We start from the raw sequence: 22,194 nt of genomic DNA on the forward strand, positions 1-22,194 counted from the left end.
GTAACTAACTTGAGTAAGCATACACCCAGTACACGCCCTGACCTTCCACCGTAACGGAGCGGAGATCGGATTTGCGAATGTACTGCTCGGCGAAATCGTTTATCTTGATCGGTATGCCCGACGGACAGATGAGACGGTTTGTCTTGATTGTAGCAATGACATGGAATCCCTTGCGGTTACAAGCATTCACAACCTTTTCGCTGGTATACCAACTGTCCATCAGGACGTAAACGCGCTCATCAGCGTTTGCCGGAAAGCCATCGATCATTTCGACGGCTAAATCGTTCTTGCTCTTAAAGGGGATCCGCTGGGCTTCGCAATATTCACTCTGGTAGTAGGGTCGAAAATCAAAGGCATACGACTGATCGCCACTGACGACATGTGTGGTGACCAGATTATGGCACCAGACGGACTTACCTTCTTCGTGCGAATACTGAAAGCTAAGCGCCTCCATCTTCTTGGTCGTCCGGTCTTTCTTGCAACAAGTGTCATCTACGATGAGGAAAACGATTTTTCGTGTATCGCCGCCGCTCAGGTGTGTTTTCCGAATTCGGCTCATGATCGCCTGAATCCGTCTGCGCTGCATACGATTCATACACCATGGAGCATGATTCAAGAAATTCGTCACATTGCTGAGGTGACGATCCCGAGATGGGCCGGCACGTGTGGGAAATCTACAAGGAACGCGTGTCCACTCATTTACAAAGCGAAGTGGGCAAAAAACTGTATGCTAAGCGCAAGGAAACCATTGAGCGAAGTTTCGCAGAGTCCAAAGAACTCTACGGGCTTCGCCGTTGCCGGTTACGAGGACGAGAGGGCGTCCAGGAACAGACGCTGATGACGACCATCGCACAGAACCTCAAACGGATTGCCAGACACTTGGCGAAGTTAGAGGCCCTTCATTCTTCTCCCCTCTGGGGTTCGGTTGCCTCCATCACTTTCCCCTTACTCATCACTTGAAAGCGATTTCTTAGACAGTCTGACTTCGTGCAACAATTCCGGCTTTTCTCCTCGGTTTATCGCCATATTGTTGTACCTCGTGCAGCAATTCCAGCTTTTCTCTTCTGTTTGTACTACTCAATCTAAATGCGTAAAGACGCCATTCCCGAGCGGGACGCGAAATAGACCGACGCGGTGCAAAACAAACGACCGGAATGATAAAGCATTGGGCCGCTAAATCGACTATGATCAAGATAGGCGAATCAATCGTTCCGAAGGGGGGCAAGCCGCATGATGAACAAATGGTACAACCGCTTGGTAGTGTCCTATTTGCCGATTTTTCTCGTCATCGCTATCGTTCTGATCCTGATCTCTTTCTTCGCGCTCAGCGATCTGGCCCGCCGGACGACACTTCATTCCAATGACGTGTTCGGCCGGCAAGTGCTGCGCACGGTCGACAACGACCTGCGCGCGATCGATAACGCTATGGTGAGACAGCTGTTCGCGACCGATCTGGTTCAGCGTTTTGCAATGACAAGCGGCAAAACGACGGACCCCGCGCCTTATGAGCTTTTCGTTTCGCTGCAAAATATGAAATCCAGCTACCCCATGATCGATTCCGTATATGTGCTGCGAAAAGCCGACGGCATGTTCGTCAGCGATACGAGCTTCGAGCATCGGGATCGCGTCGCCGACCGCGAATTTATCGACCATGCGCTGGAAACGCAGGACCGCTTGATATGGAGCAGCGCACGCGAGTATCGGAGCTCCTCCGCCGAGCCTTCGCGAACCGTCGTTTCGCTGGCCAAAACATTCCCTTTCTTCGACGGCGGCGTCATCGTCGTCAACGTTCGCGTCGACGATCTCCGGCTTCTGCTGAAGGAGCTGGTCGGCCCGAACATGAACATCATAACATTCTTCGATCAAGGCGGAACCCGGATTACGGGGACGGCCGCCGAATTGATCGACTCGCTGCGCCTCAAGTCCGATTATACCGGCTGGGAGATGACATGCGGGGTCAAATATATAAGCGTCGTTCATACGATGTCCGGCATCACTTTGCTGCTCGCCGGATTAGCAGCGCTTTCGGTCGCGGGAGGCATACTGTGGATCATGATCGCCAGCCGGCGGAACTACGCGCCAATCCGTAAAATTATGACCAAAATCGATATGCCGGAAACCTCGCACATAACATGGAAGCGAAATCAGGGCGACGAATTCACGGCGATCGAGCAAACGATCGAACGGATGCGGGAAAACACCGGCAAGCTGGATAAGCTGCAGGAGGAGCATCGGGTGACAGGGCTCCGGCTGGCGTTTCTCGACTTGCTCGAAGGCCGGCTTCGGACGGACGAAAAAACGGAGAGCAGCCTGGAAATGTGCGGCTTATCGATGCAATTCGAGTGGATGTCGGCAGCCGTAGCCGAGATCGACAAGCAGCGGCATTTTGCCGACGTCTATCCCGAGCGCGATCGGGAGCTGCTTAAATATGCTTTCCAGACTTGCCTTCGCGAATTGAGCGTGGAGCGAGGCATCACCGTCTGGTGCGAATGGCTGGCGTCCGGGCGGCTGTGCCTTCTTGTGCAAGCCTCCGGCGGAGACCCCGAAGCGCTGAACGAGCGGCTGACTCGGCTATGCCATACGCTGCGTGAATGGACGCTGCTGAACCTGCCTTTTACGGTCACAATCGGCATCGGCGATTCCGTCGACGACCTGGATAAGCTTCCACTCTCCTATGAAAAGGCGCTGCACCGGGTCAGCTGCAAATCATCGCTTGGCGGCAATCGCGTCATTACAGAAGCCGACCTCGCCTCGCGGCCGCAGCTGGATTTGTTCCAAAGCGTACAAATGATCCGTCCGCTCGCCCATTCGGTCAGAACCGGAGACAGCAGCCTGCCGGCGCAGCTGGAGCGTTTTTTCCGCCAATTGCGGTGCGGCGTTTTCTCCCACGATGAATTGATCAGCATCATGAACTATACGCTTTACTCCATCCACCGGGAGGTGTGGGAGCAATCCGAGGCGCTCGGCAGGCTGTGGGAGTCGGAGGCACAGCCGATACTCGTCTCCATGCTGGATTGGGCGGAAACGATCGACGAGATGGACCTCTGCCTGCAGGGCGTGCTGGAGGATTTTGCGCTAAAGTCCGTCCAAGTACGCGAGCACCGCAGTCTATCCGCGACCATGAACAAAATTCGCGCCTATATCGACCAGCATTACGCCAATCCGAACATGTCCTTGACTCACCTGGCGCATGTATTCGGGATGAATCCTTCCCACTTGAGCCGTTTTTTCAAAGAAGAGCTCTCGATCAATTTCACCGACTATTTGATCGACCTCCGCATGAACGGCGCCAAACGGCTCCTGACCGAAACGGACAGCTCCATCCAGGACATTGCCGAGACGGTCGGATACACGACAGCGATCGCGTTCATCCGTGTGTTCAAGAGAAGCGTCGGCATGACCCCCGGTATGTACCGCAAAGCGGAATCGGCCGGTTGAGGACGGAGCGGCTTCCGTATTTATGCAGCCCCAGGCACGCCACGGGGCGATACGCTTAGCGCCCCTGCTCTTTTTCCGCACCGCACGCGGTGCCATCTCGGCACGCGGTGCTCGGTCACACGTCGGCGGTCAACCCTCGTGCGACGGTGCCGGTTGAGGGCTGAACCACGGCCCCGCCGCTCGCTACGCAAAAACGGTTTACCGCGTATCCGGTTTATGCAAGATCCGGTTTATTCCAAAAATAAAGTTTATTGACCTTCCCGCCGCTCGACTCTATTGTTTAGGGCAGGACGCGCGTCCCCCCTAACTACAATACAAAGGTGGTTGAACAATGTCTCTAACAAGTTTTGCGAGAAAAAGACCGATCGCAGTCTTCATCGTTTTGCTTGCTCTCCTTGTGAGCGCTTGCTCGAATTCCGGCACGGCCGGCAATGGTTCGAACAGCAGTCCCGAAGGCTCCGCCAAAGGCAAGAAAGCCGTATCCCTTACGTACGCCGCCTGGTATCAGCCTTATGCGGATTGGATTGCCGAGAGGGCTGTGGCTTACCAGAAGCTTCATCCCGAGCTGGATTTCAAAGTAACAACCAATGTATTCCCTTGGGCCAACTACTGGGAGAAGCTGCTCGCGCAGGCGGCCGGCAAAGATTTGCCGGATATTTTCGATATGAACGGTCCGAACTTCGCCGATTATGTCACCAAGGGGCAGCTCGCCAGCTTGACGCCTTATATCACGAGCAGCAACTATAACGAAGCCGATTTCGTCCCTTCCATTCAAGACTTGTACAAATATAAGAAAGAACTGTACGGAATTTCGGCGGCTATGGACGGAAACGGCATTTTCTATAACAAGAAAATATTCGACGACAACAAGATCCCTTATCCGGACGATACTTGGGATCAGAATAAATTCCGCGAAGTAGCGAAGCAGCTGACGAAGCCGGGAAGTATCTGGGGAACCGCGGTCTCTCTGGATGTGCTCAGCGCCCAGAATTGGCTGCTTTCGAACGGCGGCAGCATATACAACGAAGAAAAAACCGCATCGCTGCTCGAATCCAAAGAAAATATAGACACCCTGCAGTGGCTGCAGGATCTCGTTTTCGTCGACAAATCGGCTCCCGACAAGACGGCCGCTCCCGACGGCAACTTGGTAAATCTGTTCATCTCCGGCAAAATCGCCATGCTCCCGACCGGAAGCTCGCTTGTCGGTACGTTGAAGAGCTCGAACGCTACGATCGATTGGGATGTCGCCCCTTGGCCGAAGGGCTCGCAAGGAATTAAAGTCGTGACCCACGGACCGGCTCGCGTCGTCGCCGCCAACAGCAAGCATAAGGACGTCGCAGCTGATTTCGTTCTGTTCCTCGGGCAGAAGGATAGTTTGGTTGGATTTTCCAAATCGAACATCAGCAGCCGCAAAGATTTGCATAGCAATTTCATCCAGTTCAATCCCGATAAAAATTTGAAGGCGCTGATCGACTCTACCGCATTGGCCTCCATCTATCCGGCTACGACGAACTTTTCGCTATGGAACAACGAGGCGACGAAACAGGGCGATCTCCTCTTGCTTAACCAGACCAAACCTGCAGATGCGCTGAAGGCGGTCAGCGTCAAACTGACCGAAGCGCTGAAAGCTACGAATAGCGGGAAATAATCCATGCCTAGTCCGATCGAGCTTCAAACGCATAAATCCGTGAAAAGAGGAATTCCGGCGTTCCGGCGGGATACGTTCTGGGCGTGGGGGATGCTGTCCCCCACGCTGGCCGGACTCCTCCTTTTTCTATGGGGGCCTCTCCTGTATGCCGTTGCCCTGGGTTTTTATCAATGGGATATATTGACCCCTAAAGTATTTGTAGGCGCAGAAAACTATCTCAAGCTGTTCCGCGACCCTATGTTCTATCACTCGCTCAAAATTACCTGCTATTATGTGCTGCTGTTCGTCCCTTCGACAGTCGCCGTATCGCTCGTGCTGGCCGTGCTGCTGAACAAAATCCGGTTCGCGGTTTTCTTCCGGACGCTGTTCTTCATGCCCTCCGTCAGCATGACCGTCGCCACATCGCTCGTTTGGCTGCTTATCTACAATCCGCAATACGGGCTGATCAACTCGATGCTCGACTTGTTCGGCTTGCAAAAGCCGGGCTGGATTTACGATCCCCAGCTTGTCGTGCCTTCCATCGCTTTGATGGCGTTGTGGTCCGGCTCGGGGTATAACGCCATTTTTTATTTGGCAGCGCTGCAAAACATCCCAAGGGATGTGTACGAAGCCGCTGAAATCGACGGAGCGACTTCCTGGAGGAAGCTTTGGTATATAACCGTTCCGCTTGTGTCGCCGACAACCTTTTTCCTCTTGATCGTCAATCTGATCGGCTCGTTCCAGGCGTTCGACACGTTCTACGTCATGACCAAAGGCGGGCCCGGCGACTCGTCGACTACGCTCTTGTACTACATTTATGAGAACGCCTTCCGCAGCTACAATATCGGATACGCCAGCTCGCTGTCGACCGTACTGTTTCTCGTCATCATTTTGATTACGATCGTCCAATTCCAGCTGCAAAAAAAATGGGTGTTCTATGAACGATAAGGAGGAGGAAACCCGATGCCTGCCGCCAAAATTACCGGAAAAATCGCGCTATACTTTGCAGTTTCCGCCATTTCTATTGGCATGACCATCCCGTTTCTCTATATGCTGACGTCTTCGATGAAGACGACTCCCGAAACGCTGCAATTCCCGCCCGTATGGCTCCCCAAAGCGTGGATCTGGGAGAACTACGTTCAGATCTGGAAGCAAACCGAGCTGTTCCAATGGTTCCGCAACTCGCTGTTCATCGCCTCGGCGCGGGTGGCGTCGCAGGTCGTCACTTGCTCGCTTGCAGCTTACGCGTTCTCCTTCCTGCACTTCCGGGGCAAGCATATCGTGTTTCTCTGTACGCTGGCCGTGCTGATGGTGCCTCATCAAGTCGTCATTATTCCGCAATTCCTGCTTTTGAAGGAATTCGGCTGGCTCGACAGCTTCAAAGGCTTGATCATTCCGTCCATGGTCGGGGCGTTCTCCATCTTCTTGTTCCGGCAGTCATTCATGACGATGCCCTCGGAAATGATCGAAGCGGCCAAGCTCGACGGCTGCAATCCTTTGTCGACGCTCGTACGTATCGTCATGCCCAATTCCAAGTCGGTGCTGACGACGATGATTCTCGTGACGTTTCTGTCGCACTGGAACGACTTCATGTGGCCGCTCATCATCACCAAGTCCAAAACGATGATGGTGCTGCCGGTCGGCATGGCCAACATGGTCGGCGAATTCAGCACCGATTGGCCCATGCTGATGACCGTCGCGACCTACGCCACCCTTCCGATCATCGTGCTGTTCGTGTTCGGACAGCGCTATTTCGTCGAGGGTATGCTAACGGCGGGAATCAAGTAGTTTGTTCGACCGCAGGGTCTGGAGTCTGGACTGCGACAAAACGGGGCTGTCCATAAGGTTAGAGCGGAAGGGCAGTCCCAAGCGGAAAAGCCTCCAAAACCACTGCAAAGTGCGGATGGAGGCTTATTTGTTGGCTAATTTCGCCTTTAAATCGGGCAAGAAAATGGAAAAAACGATTTTTGGGTCAGCCCGTTCATGCCGATCCACCGGCCTAGATGGAAAAACTCAGGCTGTTTAGAAAGTCCGGAATTTCGTCACGACAGTGCGGTAATGTGATACAATATTGGTAAAGTATAGGATACCGAAAGGCATTGATGTTCGTGCTCGACCGTAGGAAATCTAGTGTAAAGAAAACAGATCAAATGGAACTCGTGAGCATCGAATCTTTGGTACCCAAGGACCACCTCCTACGGTTGATCAACGAACATGTGGACTTCTCTTTCATTACTGAGAGGGTAAGCCCTTTCTACAGTGAGAAGACTGGTCGCCCTGCCCTTGACCCGATCAGCTTGTTTAAGATGATGCTCATTGGCTACCTGTTCGGTATCCGCTCCGAGAGGCAATTGGAACAAGAAATCATCCTCAATGCCGCATATCGGTGGTTTCTTGGCCTTGGATTTTCCGATCCTGTGCCGGATCACTCGACGATTAGCTGGAACCGCACCAAGCGTTTCAAGGGCACAACTGTGTTTCAAGACATCTTTGACGAAGTCGTTGAGCTGGCGATTCATCATCATATGGTAGCTGGTCGGTTGCTCATTACCGATTCCACTCATATCCAGGCTAATGTCAGCAAGAATCGATTCACGACTCAAGTCGTGACCGAAACACCGCAAGCTTATTTGAGTGAACTTGAGAAAGCGGTCAACGAGGATCGGGAATTACATGAAAAAAAGCAAGCATGCCCTAACAATTGCAATAACGATTTTGTGCAGCTCCACTTCCGTCTCCGCTATCCCCCGATAAACGCCGCTATTTCCTCGTTCAGCTTATCGCGCTGCTCCCAAAACAACCCGTGCCCGCTGAGATCGAAAGGCACGAGCCGGGATCCGGCAATGCCCTTGTTCATCGCAAGTGCAAGCGGGAACAGGCACACATTGTCGTGTACGCCGTGAAGGATGAGCGTCGGAACGCGTATCTTGCCTAAATCGTCAAACAAGACTTCGTCCCGAAGCGAGACCAATACCGCCGCCGTCGAGTAGCCTGCCGCCTCCAAGCCAAGATGAAAAAACCACTCCGCAAAAGCGCCCGTCACATGTTGGAAGAAAAACATGTCTCCGAACCCTTGCAGCATAAGAGGACGGTCATTATACGTACTTTCAATGAATTGATCTACCGCTTCTTTGGTCAAGCCATAAGGAAAGTTGGTGCGCTGCACGAAGCTTGGCGCGGCTGCGCCCATAAGAACAAGCTTGGAAACGCCGAGGCCGTTATGTCTGGCCATGTACCGAACGGAAATCGCCCCGCCGACGGAATGACCCGCGAGCGTAAAGTTTTGCAGCTTAAGCGCATCGACGACGCACCGGATATCGTCCGCCATCCGATTGTAATCATAGCCGCTCCAAGGCTTATCCGATTTGCCGAACCCCCTCTGGTCGATGGCAATGCACCGGAATCCCAGCCCCGGAAGCTTATTGAACTGATATTCGAACAGCTTATGATTGGCTGGCCAGCCGTGAATGAACAGAATCGTTTTCGCTCCGCCCGGGTTAACGTCCTCGACATAAATTTTGACGTCCGGTTCAACTCTTACGTAGTATCCCACCCGAATCTCCTCCATCCTGATTTCCCCTCTGCATCAAATTACTCAAACGAAGAGAAATAGGTGAACGCCCAAATAAAAAGCAACCTTTGCGGCTGCCAAAATGATTCGTATACGCTTCTATTTTCCAATTATCCTTCTCGTTCGTCACTTGTTTGCGCTTATCAGGGGTCCTTTTCCTTTGATCGAACGGTGCCAACTGCCTTACACATTGCCTACACATCCACACGTCCCTGCTCATCGGGCAGCAGCTCCCCGAAGACTGCCGTCAATGCCCTGCTCCATCTGCTTAAGAAGCGATTCGTTATGCAAATAAGGAGCCTTCAGTGATCGAGGGATCACCGAAAGCTCCTCATTAATCTTCCATTACCGAATTACTAATCGCAGCCTGCTACTCGAGAGAATACAAAAATATATGATTACCAGATCATTCGTTCCATCCATCCGTTTGATCGTTACAGCTGGATCTCTTTACCGAGCTTTGCCGATTCATAGATAGCGCTCAAGATCCTGATCATATCGATGCCCTGCTCCGGCGTGAAAAGCGGCTCCTTCCGCCCTTGAACGACATCGACGAAGTGATGGATATTCGCCCCGTGCCCGTGCCCGTTCTTGACGATTTGCGGCTGGATGTTGCACAGCGTCCCTTCGATTTCCGTAAAAAGCTTCAAATCATCGTTGTTCAAGCTAAAGCCTGCTTTCGTCCCGCGAAGCTCGACAAAACGTGTCTCTTGCTCGATATTCGACGCCCAGCTGAATTCGATTTGCAGCGTCGCGCCGTTCGCAAAACGGATAAAGCCTGTAGCTAAATCCTCCACGTCAAAGACGCCATCATCCTGCTGTTGACCGAACGCGCTGTGTTCCGAGTCGGACAACTCGGTTGCAGCGAACTTCGTATACACCGAACCGCTGACCGATACCGGCTTCGGATTCCCCATGATCCAGACCGCCAGATCGATCATATGGACGCCAAGATCGATGAGAGGCCCGCCTCCGGAAAGCTCCTTCGTCGTAAACCAGCCGCCCTTGCCGGGAATCCCCCTTCTGCGGATCCATCCGCATCTGCCCGTATAGCACTCGCCCATATGGCCCTTCTCGACATAAGCTTTGAGAAATTGCGCGACCGAACGAAACCGGTTGTTGCGCATGACCATCAGCACTTTGCCGCTCTCCTTGGCCGCCTCCGCCATTTTGACGGCTTCCTCCGGACTCGCGGCGTCCGGCTTTTCGCAAAAGACGTGCTTGCCGGCCTTCAACGCCGCAACCGCGATCTCGGAATGATACAGATTGGGCGTGCAAATGTTAATGATGTCCAGATCGCCGCGCGCCAGCAAATCGCGGTAATCCTCATACACGTCGGCAATGTTATGCTCCGCGGCAATCTTCTCCGCCGCTTCCTTGTTGACGTCGCATAAAGCGACGAGCTCGGTGTCCGGGTTCGCAAGCCAGGCGGTCAAATGCGATCCCTTGAACATGCCGCCGGTTCCGACTGCTCCTACTTTCAATTTTGCCATTGCGATCCTGCCTCCTTATGGGTTTACGGTTTAACCGGCTTCGGGTTCGGCACTTGCTCAAGTGCGGGAGCCGGGCCTTCGGGCCTTGCGTACGGCACGGACTCCGGATCGGGAGCAGCCCAGCGAACCCCGTTCGAGATGACCCGCATGACGGCCGGATGATGAAAGGTCGGATACGTCTCGTGACCGGGACGGAAGTAAAAGATTTTGCCGCTTCCCCGCCGGAACGTGCAGCCGCTCCGGAATACTTCGCCTCCTTGAAACCAGCTGACGAATATCAGCTCTTCGGGATCGGGGATGTCGAAAAATTCCCCGTACATTTCCTCCTGCTCCAGTTCGAAATAGCGGTCCACCCCGCGGGCGATCGGATGCGCCGGGTTCACGACCCACAGCCGTTCCTTCTCGTCCGCGACCCTCCAGGACAACGAGCAGGACGTCCCCATCAGCTTGCGGAACACTTTGGAATAATGACTCGAGTGAAGCGCGATAAACCCCATGCCCTCCAGCACCCTGTCGTGCACCTTCTGCACGACGGCGTCGTCGACTTCCTCGTGCGAGCGATGCCCCCACCAGATCAGGACGTCCGTATCGCGAAGCACCTCGTCCGTCAACCCGTGCTCCGGCTCGTTCGGCGTAGCGGTCCGGATCGCATAGCCGTCCGGAGCTAGACCGTCGGCAATGGCGCCGTGTATCCCTTTCGGATAGATGCGGGCCACCTTTTCCTTACGCAGCTCATGACTGTACTCGTTCCAAATCGTGACTCGAATCATCGCTCTGCCTCCCTAATGAGTTTTCGTTAGCGGGCGCCGTTCCGCTTCGAATACGTTTCGTAAAACACTCAAGCGTTTTCGCGTCTTCCGCAGGCAGCTTCTGATTCGGCCACCGGCCGTGCAGCTCCATCCGGATTCCTTGCAGCGCAGCCAAATATTTGGCCGATACCGGATACGGAAGGCGGATTAAGTCGTCATCCTTCTTTCCTAGCAAGCGTCACCCGCCGGTACGCGATCCGTTCCCTCTTCCAGGTGTACGTAAGATGAAGCTCGCCGCCGCAAGCGACGATCGCGGGGTACGAATACTCGCCGGGTTCGTCTTCCAGTACGAGCTCCTGCTCCCAGCTTCGCCCGTTATCTTGCGAAAAGCGGACAACGAGCGGCGTACGCTCACCGTGTCTCCCGCTAACCGGATTATAGACGAGCGCCAGCATGCCGTTATCCAACCGGTCGAGATCGATCCCGCTATTGTTGTTCGGCAATCCGGTCGCATACGCTTCGCACCACGTGCGCCCCCCGTCCATGGAATCGCTCCGAAAAATGGAGCTTTCCGTGCTTCGGAGCAGCATATGCACTTGTCCGGGCAAAGATTCCCACAGCGTAGGCTGAATAACGCCTTTATGAACTACCGCATGCGGATCGGAAGGCGCTTCCCCGGAAGGCGGCAACGTTACCCTTCTGAGCGGAACCGTCTCGCTCCTCTGCCAGCTCGCGCCCCCGTCGAAGGACAAGTCCGCGAACGCGTCCCACCGCTCCTTCGTTTCGATGGAAGCAGGAGCGGCGAGCACGCCTCCGCTTAGCGGAATCGGCTTGTTTTTGACAGGGCCGCGTCCGCCGACATCTCCGGGAACCAGTTCCTTCGGCGAAGACCAGGTCATGCCGCCGTCGGCAGAGGTCATAACCATCGTCCGCCAGCTGCGAATTTTTTTGCCGGCTTTATAATACAAAGCAATGATTCCATCCGCCCCTTGGTACAATACCGGATTCCACAAAGGCTCGCTGCCGTCGCCGGCAATATGCCGCGGTTCGCTCCATGCGCCGTTTGACCGAAGCGATCCCCAAATGCCGACGTCGTCGGTTCCTTCCTCCGTACCCGCAAACCAGGCTGCCAGCACGTTGTCCCGATCAAGGACAATCAAGGTAGAGGCATGACAAGACCGGAAAGGACGGTCGTCGTCAAAAATGAACTCCTTATTTATCGTTTCAACCAGCATGCATATCCCCCTTTTCCGGTATGAGCCATATTTCCGCAACATTCAATCGTTTAAACCCGCGGGTACGAACAAAAGTCAGCTTCAGCTTGCCGCCCCGTATCGCTTCAACGGGGACGCTGCATTCGCGCACCGTTACCGTTCCGGCCTTCACGGCAACCTCGTCGTCAAGCACGAAGCCGTCGTTCGCGGTAAGCCTTACCCAGCAGTCCCTTGGCGTTCTGCCGCTCGTCTCGCCGATGTAGACGACTTTGACGGTATAAGGGACAGTCGGGTCGAGCGCATCGTAACGGACGACGATCGGCGTGTCGAGCAATGCGTTCGCATGGGCGATCCACGCCAGCGGAATGCCCCCCAGCTCCCGCTGGCGATCTTCAGGCATCGATAGCAGATGCATCGCATGGGCGATTCTCGGCGAGGTTAAATAGCCGGGGTCGTCTTTCCAGCCTGCCCCCGGTTCGACACGGCGAAAACCGCGGTAGGAGCCCAAATGATCGTAAAATCCGCCTGGCCCGGGATTCGTGCGGTTCAAGGCGCGATCGATCAACGCCAGCCGTTCCTGCTCGTCATCCGTATCGCGGACGAGGGCAAGCTGCGCGCGAAGCCAGCGAATGTCGTTCAGCGGCGCGTCGATCGCATCCATGAAAGCTCCTCTTCCCTGCGATCTGGCGAAATGCCGCGAAACGGTCAACTGATACCCGATGCTGCGGAATAGCTCGTCGGCCAGCTTCTCGCAACGCTCGCGATAGAACCGGGCGACAGGCTGCTCTGCCGCTTGCGCCAGAATGGCTTCCGCCCGCTCGGCCGCAGCCAAGCTTCCGGCAAGCGAAGCCTGCCGCAGCGCATCCTTCGCTACCTGCTCGAGCTCGGTCTCGTAATTGAGCCTCCGCTTTACGTAGACATCGTAATAAGCTCTCAGCAGATGCATCTGGAAGCGGTAATTGCCATGTACCCGGGCAGGGGCTTCGCGCTCGATCCGCTGCCACTTCTGCAGCGTGATTTCGACGCCGTCGTTCGCGGCAAGCGGTCCCACCCAGTTTTCTTCCAAAGCGAACAGTCCTTCGGCGATCGCCTCGCCGCGCTCGCTATCGATAAACCATCTCGCGTATTCCAGAATCGTCTCGGCGACGGGCGTCTTCGGATCCCAGTCCTGGCCGCACCAGACGAATTTGTTGACGTCGTCGTTGATTCCTTCCGAATACCCGATATTGCCCGCCGCATAAGGCGCCAGCAAATTGTGGATATGTTTCTGGGCGTTCGGCCGCGGGTTGCAGCTTTCCCTCCCGAGCGTCAGCGCGAAGGGCAAATCCCAGTCGGCCACCGGATACTGGCAGTGGTAATTATGCGTAATATCCTCGTACCTACGAATCGGGTACTTCGCCGGGATAAGCGTTCTCAGCTCCGGCAGCGGAACGTCGACATGCGGACCGAATACGATCCCGCCCAGCCACTCCGGCTCCGCATTCACCTGCCGGTAGAAGGCCTCCATCCAAGAGGCGGAATCGTAGCGCATAATTTGCGGCGACACCCATATTTTCGCCTCGGGGTGGTAGCGATGCAGCAGCTCCGCCACTTGCGCCAGCCACGCGAATAACGGATCCGGTTCCAGCTTCCCCGGATCGCTTCCGGGAACGAACAGCGCGCGGATATGCGGCACCTTGCGGAATATTTGCTCCCGCTCCGCGAGTTCCGCCCGAATCGTTTCCGGGTCGGAATAATCCTCGCCCATATTCGGATACCAAATCCAAGTATCGAGGCCGTAGCTATCGATGATTTCGCCAAGCCGCACCATCATTTCGAGCGGCTCGACCTTCATCAGCGGTCCGGTCGGATGGTCGTCGGTGCGCGGAGGCAATATTTCGATGCCGTTCGCCCCGAAAAGGGCGAGCTCCCTGATGTAGCGGTCGAACTGGCCGGTATCCCAGGCGTCGAGCGCGTTATTTTTGGGCCGATAGCCGAGCTGATGACCGCGTATCGAGGAATAAGGCGCAGATATCACATCCAGAGGGGCTTCCAGCCGGATCGATTCCGCTCCCCAGCGCAAACGCCTCAGCAGCTTCCCAACCCCATACAGCACGCCGCGGGCATCTGCACCGGCAATCCAAACGGTTTGCGCCCCTGCTTCGCCTACCGTCCGCAGCATATACCCTTCCGGCTTCAGCTGCGGAACGTCCGAAGGCCGCGCCAGATCCGGAATCCCGCTTAACGATTCGATCGTGCCTACGGCAATGACCGGTACGGGCTGCTTAGGGAACGCATGCAGACGGCTCAGCTCGATCCCCGTTCGGACCGCCAATTCTTCAATCAGCACGTCAACCGCTTTGGCTTCGGCGCCTGCGGCTTCCCCAGAGCAAACGACAACGGCCCGGGTTAAATCGATGTCCATGACGTTCACGCCTCCGCTCTTTTCAACTCTCCTTGATCCCCAGCCAATCGAGCCATGCCGCCGTATCCGAGAAATCGCCCGCTATCCGCTCCGCTCCTGCGGCCAGCAGCCTGGCCCGCTTGACCGGATTTACGCCTTCGCGCGTATGCTCGTCGCTCGCAAGACCGAGAGCTAATGCGCCGTTTTCCCGCGCGATTCGAATCTCGACCTTTCCGTCGCCGATAATCGCCAGCTCCTCGCCGCGAAACCCTTTTTGCTCCAGCAGATCGCTCATCACCTTCTCTTTGGAGCAATCGGCGCGTCCGACGGGCGCTCCCGCTATTTCCTTGAAGTACCGGTGCACCCCGAGCACCTTGGCTTCATTCACGACGTCGGGATGATCGGTCCCGCTCGCCACGTACATCTCGATGCCATGCCGTTCGAGTGCTTCCAGAAACACTTCGGAGCCTTTCATCAGATAGTCGGACGGACTGCGGCGGCCCGTCTGCAGATCGTCAATCCTTCGCTGTACATTCAGCAGAAGCCGGCGGTTATATTCCGCCTTGTACGCCCACTCGCCTAGCACCTCCGGGTTCCAGCCCGTCTCCGCGACTTTGGCGGCCAGCCAGCGCATTTGAAAAATCGTTTGAATCCCCGTCGACTGATCGATATAGTCGTCGATTTCCTTCGCGAGCGCCGCCGATTCCTCCGGCGTTAGGCTGCGGTCTCCCGCGATCGATTCCAGCATGAACGGAGCCATCGTCTCCTCCCAGCCTGCTCTCAGCGTAGAAATTGTGCCATCGAAATCGAATAAAACCGCTTTAATGGATGTCATCCCGTATGGCCTCCCAAATGAATAAATAAGGTCGCAACTGGTCAAGCTTTTGGATCGCCGGTTAAAGCGGACCATATGGCCGGCACGGTTTCCTCGTGCAGCCCTTCAAAATGAAACCCTTTCCCGCCCAGGCTCGTGGGCCGGTGCACGATATTTTTGCGCGGACGGTAATAATAATCCCAATCCTCGTAACCAACCTTCTTATGGTAATCGCCCAGCCTGACGATATCGAAGTTCGCCGTCGTGATATGGTGCACGGGATATTGCAGATTGCGCGCGATCGACAGCGCCTTCAGAAACACTTCAGGCCCGGTAACGGTAGAGCCGAAATTGACGAAAGCCCCGCCTTCCAGATGGGCGACCGTGTGGCAGTAAGATTGGAAATCGAAGCCGCTCGCCCGCCCTTGTACGGCAAAATCGGAAAGCGGATGAAGCTGGATATCGTCCGGACCGATCGTAATATGGCAGGTATAGGGGATGCCGTTCTTGAGGCAAGCTCCCAGCAAGCTCTCATCGAGATGCGGAAAACGATCCGGATGGGCGCCGGCGTATTCGCCCAAGCTTTGCCCGTAGCCCCAATCCCGGCCGTAACCGTCCTGGAGCGCCCGGTGTACGATGTCTCCCGGTTCTTCCCACATCCCGAGCTTCCCTTCCCGCAGCGTCCCGTCTTCGACCGCTTCCGTATGGCCGAAGGCAGCCAGCTCGATATCCTGGAAGCAGGCCGCCCCGGTCAAGGCGAGATGCGTGATGTAGCCGCGCCCGATCAGATTGGTCAAATAACGGTGCACACCGCTCCCGATTACATGACTGCCTAACGACATCAATATCGGGCACCCGGTTTCCTTCGCTTCCCGCAGCCTGCCGATAAAATCCGCAAACGGCGGGTCCGACGCTTGCCCGGCAAACGATCCGCCGGCGCGAAACCGGTCTTCCGGCGATAGCGGGACGTTGTCAGCCAGCGACTCGGGCAGCTGCTCCAAGCGAAGCCGGCTCCTTCTGGAGCCGACGGGAAACGGCGTCGCAAGCGGAAGCTCTCCGCTCATGCCGGAAGCGGCGCCTACGGCTTCCGCTTCCGCCTCGGCCGAGGACGAAACCGCGGGAACAGTCTCTCCCCCTTCGCTCGTTGAGGCTGCAGCCGGAAACGGAATGCCGCGCTCCGCTTTCCTCCGCATGAGGCCGTCATAGAGCGCCGGAATGGTTTGCTGATGCAGACCGTGGAACAAAAGCCCTTTGCCGCCGATTTCATGAAGGCGGTCCGCCAATACCCGCCTCGGCCGGTAATGGTAATCCGGGTCCGACTCTTCGGGGCGGGAATCCGCCGTGACCGGGACGATATCGAAATTCGCGGCGACGATGTCCCGCATCGGCAGCCCCCGGTTTCGGGCCAGCGACAAGCCCCGGAGAAAAATTTCGGGCCCCGATATGGCGGAGCCGAAATTCAGAAATACGCCGCCGTCCTTCATATCGGCGATGGAGCCGCACATCCGCCGGAAATCCTCGCCCGATGTTGCGCCCAGCGCCTCGTAATCGACGATCGGATGCTGATGAATAATATCCGTTCCGATCGAGATGTGGCAGGTGTAGGGTACGCCATAGCGCTGGCATTGCACGAACACGCAGTCATCGTAATAAGGAAACTTTTCCGGATTGGCGGATAAGTAGCGGTATAAGCTCGGGCCGTAGCCGAGCCCCAACGCGGCTCCCTGCTGAATCGCCTCGTTCATGAACCGGCCGGTTTCCTCCCACATGCCGAACGAGCCGTCCTCGATGGACCGCGCCACATCCTCCGACGTTTCGCCGAGAAAGGCGAGCTCGAAATCATGGATGCTGGTAGCCCCGTTGCCCGAAACATGCGTGAGAAACCCATGCTTCACCATTTCGATGATGTATCGCGAAAGCCCGTTCTTGATGACATGCGCCCCCATCGACCAAACGACCGGCTTTCCTTCCGTTCTTGCGGCAATAATCCGTTCGATCAGTCCTTGAAACGCCGGATCGGCCGCTCCCGGCCATTGCTCCGCTCGCTCCGCGTCAGGGCGGGCCATATTTCGAATCGTAACTAGGTTCGTTCTATCGTAAACGGAATTCGTTCTGATCCCTGCAAAAGAAAGCCGTTCCCCTGCCATCCCGTTCCCTCCCCATCCTGCGAATGCTCCCGCCGTCCGCCGCCGTCTCCTTAGCCGGGACAGCACACTTCGAAATCAAGCCATGACGTTATGCTTCCAAGAGGAGGAACGACAAGCGCCAACCCTCGTTCCGCAGCCTCGCTCAGCGTCAATTTCGGCGGGACGTTGAACATTTCCAAACCGATATTGTAATCGCTTCCGAAAAACGGATACTGCATATCCGCCTGAAAATTTTGCCAATACCATAAATACGGCCACACGCTGCCATCCCACCTGACTTCCAGGGAAACGTCCGTTTTCGCGTTCGTCAACTTGTACTTGTTATCGGGTACGGATATATAGAGCAGATCGCGGCTCGTTCCGGCGTCCGGCATGATGGACAAGTCCGTTTCCTCCCCGTCCCGCCGCATGACGGGCCATTTCCAGCTTTCCCCGGTTACCGGATGAAACACGTTCGCGCCTTCGCCGAGCGTAATGTAAGATTCCTTGCCGAGAAAGGGATGCCCGTATGCCAGATGATGTCCCCAATTGGCCTCCAGCGCCGTAGACGGCGACAGGTTCCGCACCGTCTCCTCGATTCGGACGACTGCGCTGCACGCGGTCAAGGTAATCAGCTTTTCCGTACGAAAAGGCAGCGATCGGATCTGATTGATCAGCAGCACCTTGATTTCATCCGGTTCGTCCTTAACGATCCGGTAATCCCACGGCGTGACCGCCGATTCCCCGCGGTGTACGGTTCCTCCCCGGTAAACCGACGTATAGCTGACTTCGGGAAACATTTCCTGCCAGCCCCCCAGATAACCGATCTCGTATTCGGCATATAGAGGATGAGGGGGACCCAGACCGTTATGCGAGTGCCAGATGAAATCCGTATCCGTCGGCTTATGCAGCCAGCGGACCGGTTCTCCGCCTTTATCCAACAGCAGGTGAATAAGCAGCTTGTCGTTTTCCAGCAACAGGGACCGGTAGCCCTTGTAAACGACGTCGTCAATGATTCTGCAGCCGGTATTGCGGTACGTCCGATACGAATCTCCCATCTTCATGCTCCTTTCGTTCAAGTACGCCGCGAATCCGTCTTCTTCCCGGCAATACTTCGCCGATCACTTTACTTAATCTTTAAGTTTATTGAGCGATAAACGCCTTTCGGCGTCTTATGACGCCGTGCGTTTACCGGTGAAATATAAGCGTTTATTGTGTGAAACATATAAACAAGCCTTTGCTTATTCGCCGAGGCTTGCTAACTCCCTTCAGCGAGCGACAGCAAGCGAACCGGCTCGGACAGCAAAAACCCGAACAACAATGCCGCGGCGCCAACGGCGCTTTGGGAAGTGCCGAACGTCGACGGCTCTATACGCAGCCGATCCTTGGCGAATGCGTACAGTCTCGAACGCAAGTGATTTCTGACGGGCAGCAAGTAGTCCGCCAAATAAGGATATAATCTCCCTCCCAACACAACCATTTCCGGATCGTAAAGATTGTAAACGTTGATGAGCGCCGTCTCCAGGTAAGTAAGCGTATCCTCCATGCAGCGGAGCGCTTCCAAGTCCCCTTGCCGGATCGCCTCCTTCAGCTGTTCCATCGTGTTCCCGCCGGACCAGCGGCCTAATATGCCCGGAATCGATCCGACCGTCTCCCAGCAGCCGCGGTTGCCGCAGTCGCAAATTTTGCCGTCGAGAACGATCGTCATATGACCGACTTGACCGCACAGACCGTTCGTCCCCCGGGAAACCTTGCCGCCGGAAACGACGCCGCCGCCGATCCCGACGCCCATCGTAATAAAAATAAGATCCTGCACGTTCCTTCCGAGTCCGTACCATCGCTCGGCCATGGCCGAAGTCCGCGCGTCATCCTCGATGAGCGTAACCATGCCGAACCTTTCCTCCAAGGTACGCTTCAGCGGAAAACCGCTCCAGCCCGGGAAATTGGGCGGATCCAGCAGCTTGCCCGTGCCGTAATCCATCGGTCCCGGCACGCTGGCCCCCAAGCCGAGGATGACGTAGCCCGCTTGCTCGATTTCCTGCTTCGTCTCGGACAGCAGCGGCCCGATCACGTCGAAATATTGCTCCGGCCCTTTCCGGTCGCTCATATCCCGTTCGATCGTTTTCACAATGTTCCCGTTCAAATCGACGACGACGATCTCAATCGTTGCCCGCCCGATATCCAGACCGATAATGCGGTAAAGGCTCGTATCCAAGCCGAGCATTACTCTTCTGCGGCCAACACTTCCCGAAATGGCTTCGAATTCGCGAATGATTTTGAGCTCGATCAGCTCGGCCGTCAGGTTCGTTATCGTACCCGAGGTCAGACCGGTGTGCTCGACCAGTTCTACCCGGGAAACCTGTTGAAATTGCCAAATGCGATCCAAAACCTCGGACATATTGCTTTGCTTAACCTGCTTTAAATAGGCGATTTTATTAGGCTGTATTGCAAGTCTCCTCCTATTAACTTAATTATTTAGTTAATTGATATTATAATCAAACTCGGCTCTTCTTGTAAATGCCTAGCGAGCTTCCTTGGCGGTAAGCCCTTTTTAAGCCCCGCTGCCTTCAGCTATCCTGCGCTTCATATGTGGCCATAACCGATTGAGCGGGCATTCCGTCCGCCGCACAGCGTCATTGCGGGAAAAACTCCTCCTCGAGCATCATGCAAAGGGTATGGTAGACCGGCAAATGCCGCTCCTGAATGTCCGGCGTGCAATCGTGCAGCACCCGGATCGTCACGTCGCACAGCTCCGTCATGCGCCCTCCGCTTCGGCCGGTCAGCCCGATCGTGCGCATATCAAGCGCTTTCGCAACCTGGAGGGCATGCAGCACATTTCGCGAATTGCCGGAGGTGCTGAGTCCGATCAGCACATCTCCCGGGCGTCCGTAACCATACACCTGCTGGGCGAAAACCATATCCGCCGCCACATCGTTCGCATATGCAGTCGCAAGCGCCGTATGGCTGACGAGCGAAATGGCGGGCAGCGCTCCCTGCAGCCGATCCGCCAAATATTCGCCTTCTTCCGCGAATCGGCTTAACCGTTCTCTCATCGGCTGCGGAACCGGGCGCTTTGACATAAAGCCTTTCATCAGCTCGCCGACGATATGCTCGCAGTCGGACGCGCTGCCTCCGTTTCCGGCGAGCAGCACTTTGCCGCCGCTTCGGTAGCAGTCCCTCATCGCCTCGAACGCCCGGCCGATATCCTCCGCGCATTCGGACAATTCCGGATATTTGGTCATGCATGCTTCCAGTTTGCTGCTCATGAAATAGTTCGCCTCCGTCTTTCCCAAAGTGCCGGATCGAAACGCCTTCCCAAGATCCCGCTTTCATGCGAAAGCCTCCTTTTACGGCAGCTTCATGCTCCGGTTCCATTCGAAAATACCGTCTGCCGTGCAGCTCGATCTCTTCCGTTTCTATCCTCGTTTTCACATTTTTCTAATTTACTTAATGATTAATTAAATGTATTATATAGGTAAAACTTGGCTTTTGTAAACAGCTTTGGCCCCGCGATTTTATTTATGAACATGGGGATTTGTCGAGGGAAGCCGGCATTTGGACTTACGGAGGCAACACCAAAGAGACCTGCCATATTGGAAATCGGATGGATGAGGGAGAACAAACATGACAATAAAAGTAGGCATTGTCGGAGCCAGAGGACTAAGCACGATGAAAGGCTTCTGCTCGATCCCGGAAGCGGAGGTTGTCGCTTTGTGCGACCTTAACGAGGCATTGCTGGAGAAACAAGCGGCAAAACACGGCATTCCGAAAACATTCCGAATCTTTGAAGATATGCTGGAGGCGGATATTGACGCCGTTGTCATTGCCACACCGATGCAGATGCATGTACCTCAAACCTTGCAAGCGCTGGAGGCCGGTAAACATGTACTGAGCGAAGTGACGGCCGGAGTGACGATGGATGAGCTCTGGTGGTTGAAAGACATAGTGGAAAAACAAAACAAAGTGTATATGATGGCTGAGAACTACTGTTACATTCCGGAAAACCAGCTTATTCGTAACATGGTAAAACAGGGACTGTTCGGAGACGTCTACTTCGGCGAAGGCGAATACCTGCATAATGTTAAACATATGGCGATCCGCCCGAAACGAGACGACCGGGATCCGGGAAGGACATGGCGTCATTACTGGCAGCTTGGCAAGAGGGGGACCTTTTACCCGACACACAGTCTGGGACCTGTGATGCAGTGGTTTCAGGGTGACCGGATCCAATCCGTTTCCTGCTTCGGTACCGGATGGCATACCTCCCCGGAATACCGTCAGGAGGATACCACGATTACCATGTGCCAATTGGCAAGCGGGAAGTTGATTAAAATTCGCGTCGATTGTCTTTCGAACAGACCGCACAACATGAAATATTATTCGCTTCAAGGTACAAAAGGAAGTTACGAAGCTCCACGCGGTTTAGGCGATCAGCATAAAATATGGTTGACTACGATGGGGGAGGACTCCGTCCGCTGGAAGCCGTTATCCGAGTATTACGATTTGCTGCCCGAACGTTACAAACAAGTCACCGAGGAGCAGAGAAAAACAGGGCATTGGGGCGGCGATTTTTTCATCGTTCAGGATTTTGTTGACGCCATCAAAGGGATTAAGAAGCCGGAAATCGATGTGTACGACGCTTGCGAGTGGACCGCGGTCGGGTTGTTGTCCGAATTGTCGGTTATGAACGGCGGCAAAGCGATAGCTATGCCTAATTTTCGCGGTCATATCCCGTACAAAGATCAGATCGTCAAGATATAACACAATGTTTCATGATAT

16 protein-coding genes and 3 pseudogenes are annotated in these 22,194 nt (G+C 55.2%); 7 read left to right on the forward strand and 12 right to left on the reverse strand.

The annotated features are described in order from the left end of the window. Positions 1-4 precede the first annotated feature (4 nt). Positions 5-637, reverse strand: a pseudogene (locus ACKGJP_RS24655) (transposase); the annotation flags it as partial. 14 nt (positions 638-651) lie between these two features. Between ACKGJP_RS24655 and ACKGJP_RS24660 the strand changes: the two are divergent. The 6 genes and pseudogenes from ACKGJP_RS24660 to ACKGJP_RS24685 all read left to right on the forward strand — a co-directional run. After that, positions 652-894, forward strand: a pseudogene (locus tag ACKGJP_RS24660) (transposase); the annotation flags it as partial. A 336-nt stretch (positions 895-1,230) separates the two neighbouring features. Beyond that, the gene (locus ACKGJP_RS24665) at positions 1,231-3,438 is read left to right on the forward strand and encodes a helix-turn-helix domain-containing protein (protein ID WP_409341438.1); all 2,208 of its coding nucleotides are present in this window, start codon (positions 1,231-1,233) and stop codon (positions 3,436-3,438) included. A gap of 331 nt (positions 3,439-3,769) precedes the next feature. Continuing rightward, positions 3,770-5,086: an ABC transporter substrate-binding protein gene (locus ACKGJP_RS24670; RefSeq protein WP_409341439.1), complete on the forward strand. Its 1,317-nt coding sequence runs from the start codon at positions 3,770-3,772 to the stop codon at positions 5,084-5,086. 3 nt (positions 5,087-5,089) lie between these two features. Beyond that, a complete protein-coding gene (locus ACKGJP_RS24675) occupies positions 5,090-6,013 on the forward strand; it encodes a carbohydrate ABC transporter permease (protein WP_409341440.1) in 924 nt (307 codons plus the stop codon). A 15-nt stretch (positions 6,014-6,028) separates the two neighbouring features. Next, positions 6,029-6,853 (forward strand): carbohydrate ABC transporter permease, encoded by an 825-nt coding sequence (locus ACKGJP_RS24680; RefSeq protein ID WP_409341441.1) that lies wholly within the window; start codon positions 6,029-6,031, stop codon positions 6,851-6,853. A 314-nt stretch (positions 6,854-7,167) separates the two neighbouring features. Continuing rightward, positions 7,168-7,749: pseudogene (locus tag ACKGJP_RS24685) on the forward strand (transposase); the annotation flags it as partial. Positions 7,750-7,805: 56 nt separating this feature from the next. Here the strand turns inward: ACKGJP_RS24685 and ACKGJP_RS24690 are convergent. From ACKGJP_RS24690 to ACKGJP_RS24740, 11 genes are all read right to left on the reverse strand, one after another. Further along, the gene (locus ACKGJP_RS24690; protein ID WP_409347249.1) at positions 7,806-8,618 is read right to left on the reverse strand and encodes an alpha/beta fold hydrolase; all 813 of its coding nucleotides are present in this window, start codon (positions 8,616-8,618) and stop codon (positions 7,806-7,808) included. 452 nt (positions 8,619-9,070) lie between these two features. Beyond that, complete coding sequence (locus ACKGJP_RS24695; protein ID WP_409341442.1) at positions 9,071-10,129, reverse strand: Gfo/Idh/MocA family protein; 1,059 nt, start codon at positions 10,127-10,129, stop codon at positions 9,071-9,073. Positions 10,130-10,152: 23 nt separating this feature from the next. Continuing rightward, positions 10,153-10,899 carry a ThuA domain-containing protein gene (locus ACKGJP_RS24700; protein WP_409341443.1) on the reverse strand — a complete coding sequence of 249 codons (747 nt, stop codon included), beginning with the start codon at positions 10,897-10,899 and terminating at the stop codon, positions 10,153-10,155. Continuing rightward, positions 10,862-11,113: a hypothetical protein gene (locus ACKGJP_RS24705; RefSeq protein ID WP_409341444.1), complete on the reverse strand. Its 252-nt coding sequence runs from the start codon at positions 11,111-11,113 to the stop codon at positions 10,862-10,864. Before ACKGJP_RS24705 ends, ACKGJP_RS24700 begins: the two co-directional genes overlap by 38 nt. Then, entirely contained in the window at positions 11,094-12,113 is a 1,020-nt protein-coding gene (locus tag ACKGJP_RS24710) for an exo-alpha-sialidase (RefSeq protein ID WP_409341445.1), read from the reverse strand. Before ACKGJP_RS24710 ends, ACKGJP_RS24705 begins: the two co-directional genes overlap by 20 nt. Beyond that, positions 12,103-14,496: an alpha-glucuronidase family glycosyl hydrolase gene (locus ACKGJP_RS24715; RefSeq protein WP_409341446.1), complete on the reverse strand. Its 2,394-nt coding sequence runs from the start codon at positions 14,494-14,496 to the stop codon at positions 12,103-12,105. Before ACKGJP_RS24715 ends, ACKGJP_RS24710 begins: the two co-directional genes overlap by 11 nt. Before the next feature lie 22 nt (positions 14,497-14,518). Next, positions 14,519-15,310, reverse strand: coding sequence for an HAD family hydrolase (locus ACKGJP_RS24720; protein WP_409341447.1), 792 nt, complete (start codon positions 15,308-15,310; stop codon positions 14,519-14,521). Positions 15,311-15,351: 41 nt separating this feature from the next. Continuing rightward, a complete protein-coding gene (locus tag ACKGJP_RS24725; RefSeq protein ID WP_409341448.1) occupies positions 15,352-17,436 on the reverse strand; it encodes a hypothetical protein in 2,085 nt (694 codons plus the stop codon). A 50-nt stretch (positions 17,437-17,486) separates the two neighbouring features. Then, complete coding sequence (locus ACKGJP_RS24730) at positions 17,487-18,473, reverse strand: DUF4432 family protein (RefSeq protein ID WP_409341449.1); 987 nt, start codon at positions 18,471-18,473, stop codon at positions 17,487-17,489. Between the two features lie 200 nt (positions 18,474-18,673). Further along, positions 18,674-19,813, reverse strand: coding sequence for an ROK family protein (locus tag ACKGJP_RS24735; protein WP_409341450.1), 1,140 nt, complete (start codon positions 19,811-19,813; stop codon positions 18,674-18,676). A gap of 235 nt (positions 19,814-20,048) precedes the next feature. Further along, entirely contained in the window at positions 20,049-20,681 is a 633-nt protein-coding gene (locus ACKGJP_RS24740) for an SIS domain-containing protein (RefSeq protein ID WP_409341451.1), read from the reverse strand. Positions 20,682-21,039: 358 nt separating this feature from the next. On the opposite strand from ACKGJP_RS24740, the gene ACKGJP_RS24745 reads away from it, so the two are divergent. Further along, positions 21,040-22,176 carry a Gfo/Idh/MocA family protein gene (locus ACKGJP_RS24745; RefSeq protein WP_409341452.1) on the forward strand — a complete coding sequence of 379 codons (1,137 nt, stop codon included), beginning with the start codon at positions 21,040-21,042 and terminating at the stop codon, positions 22,174-22,176. The last annotated feature ends 18 nt before the right edge of the window (positions 22,177-22,194 follow it).

Origin of the sequence: Paenibacillus litoralis (genome assembly GCF_046244365.1) — a bacterium.
Taxonomy (GTDB): Bacteria; Bacillota; Bacilli; order Paenibacillales; family NBRC-103111; genus Paenibacillus_V.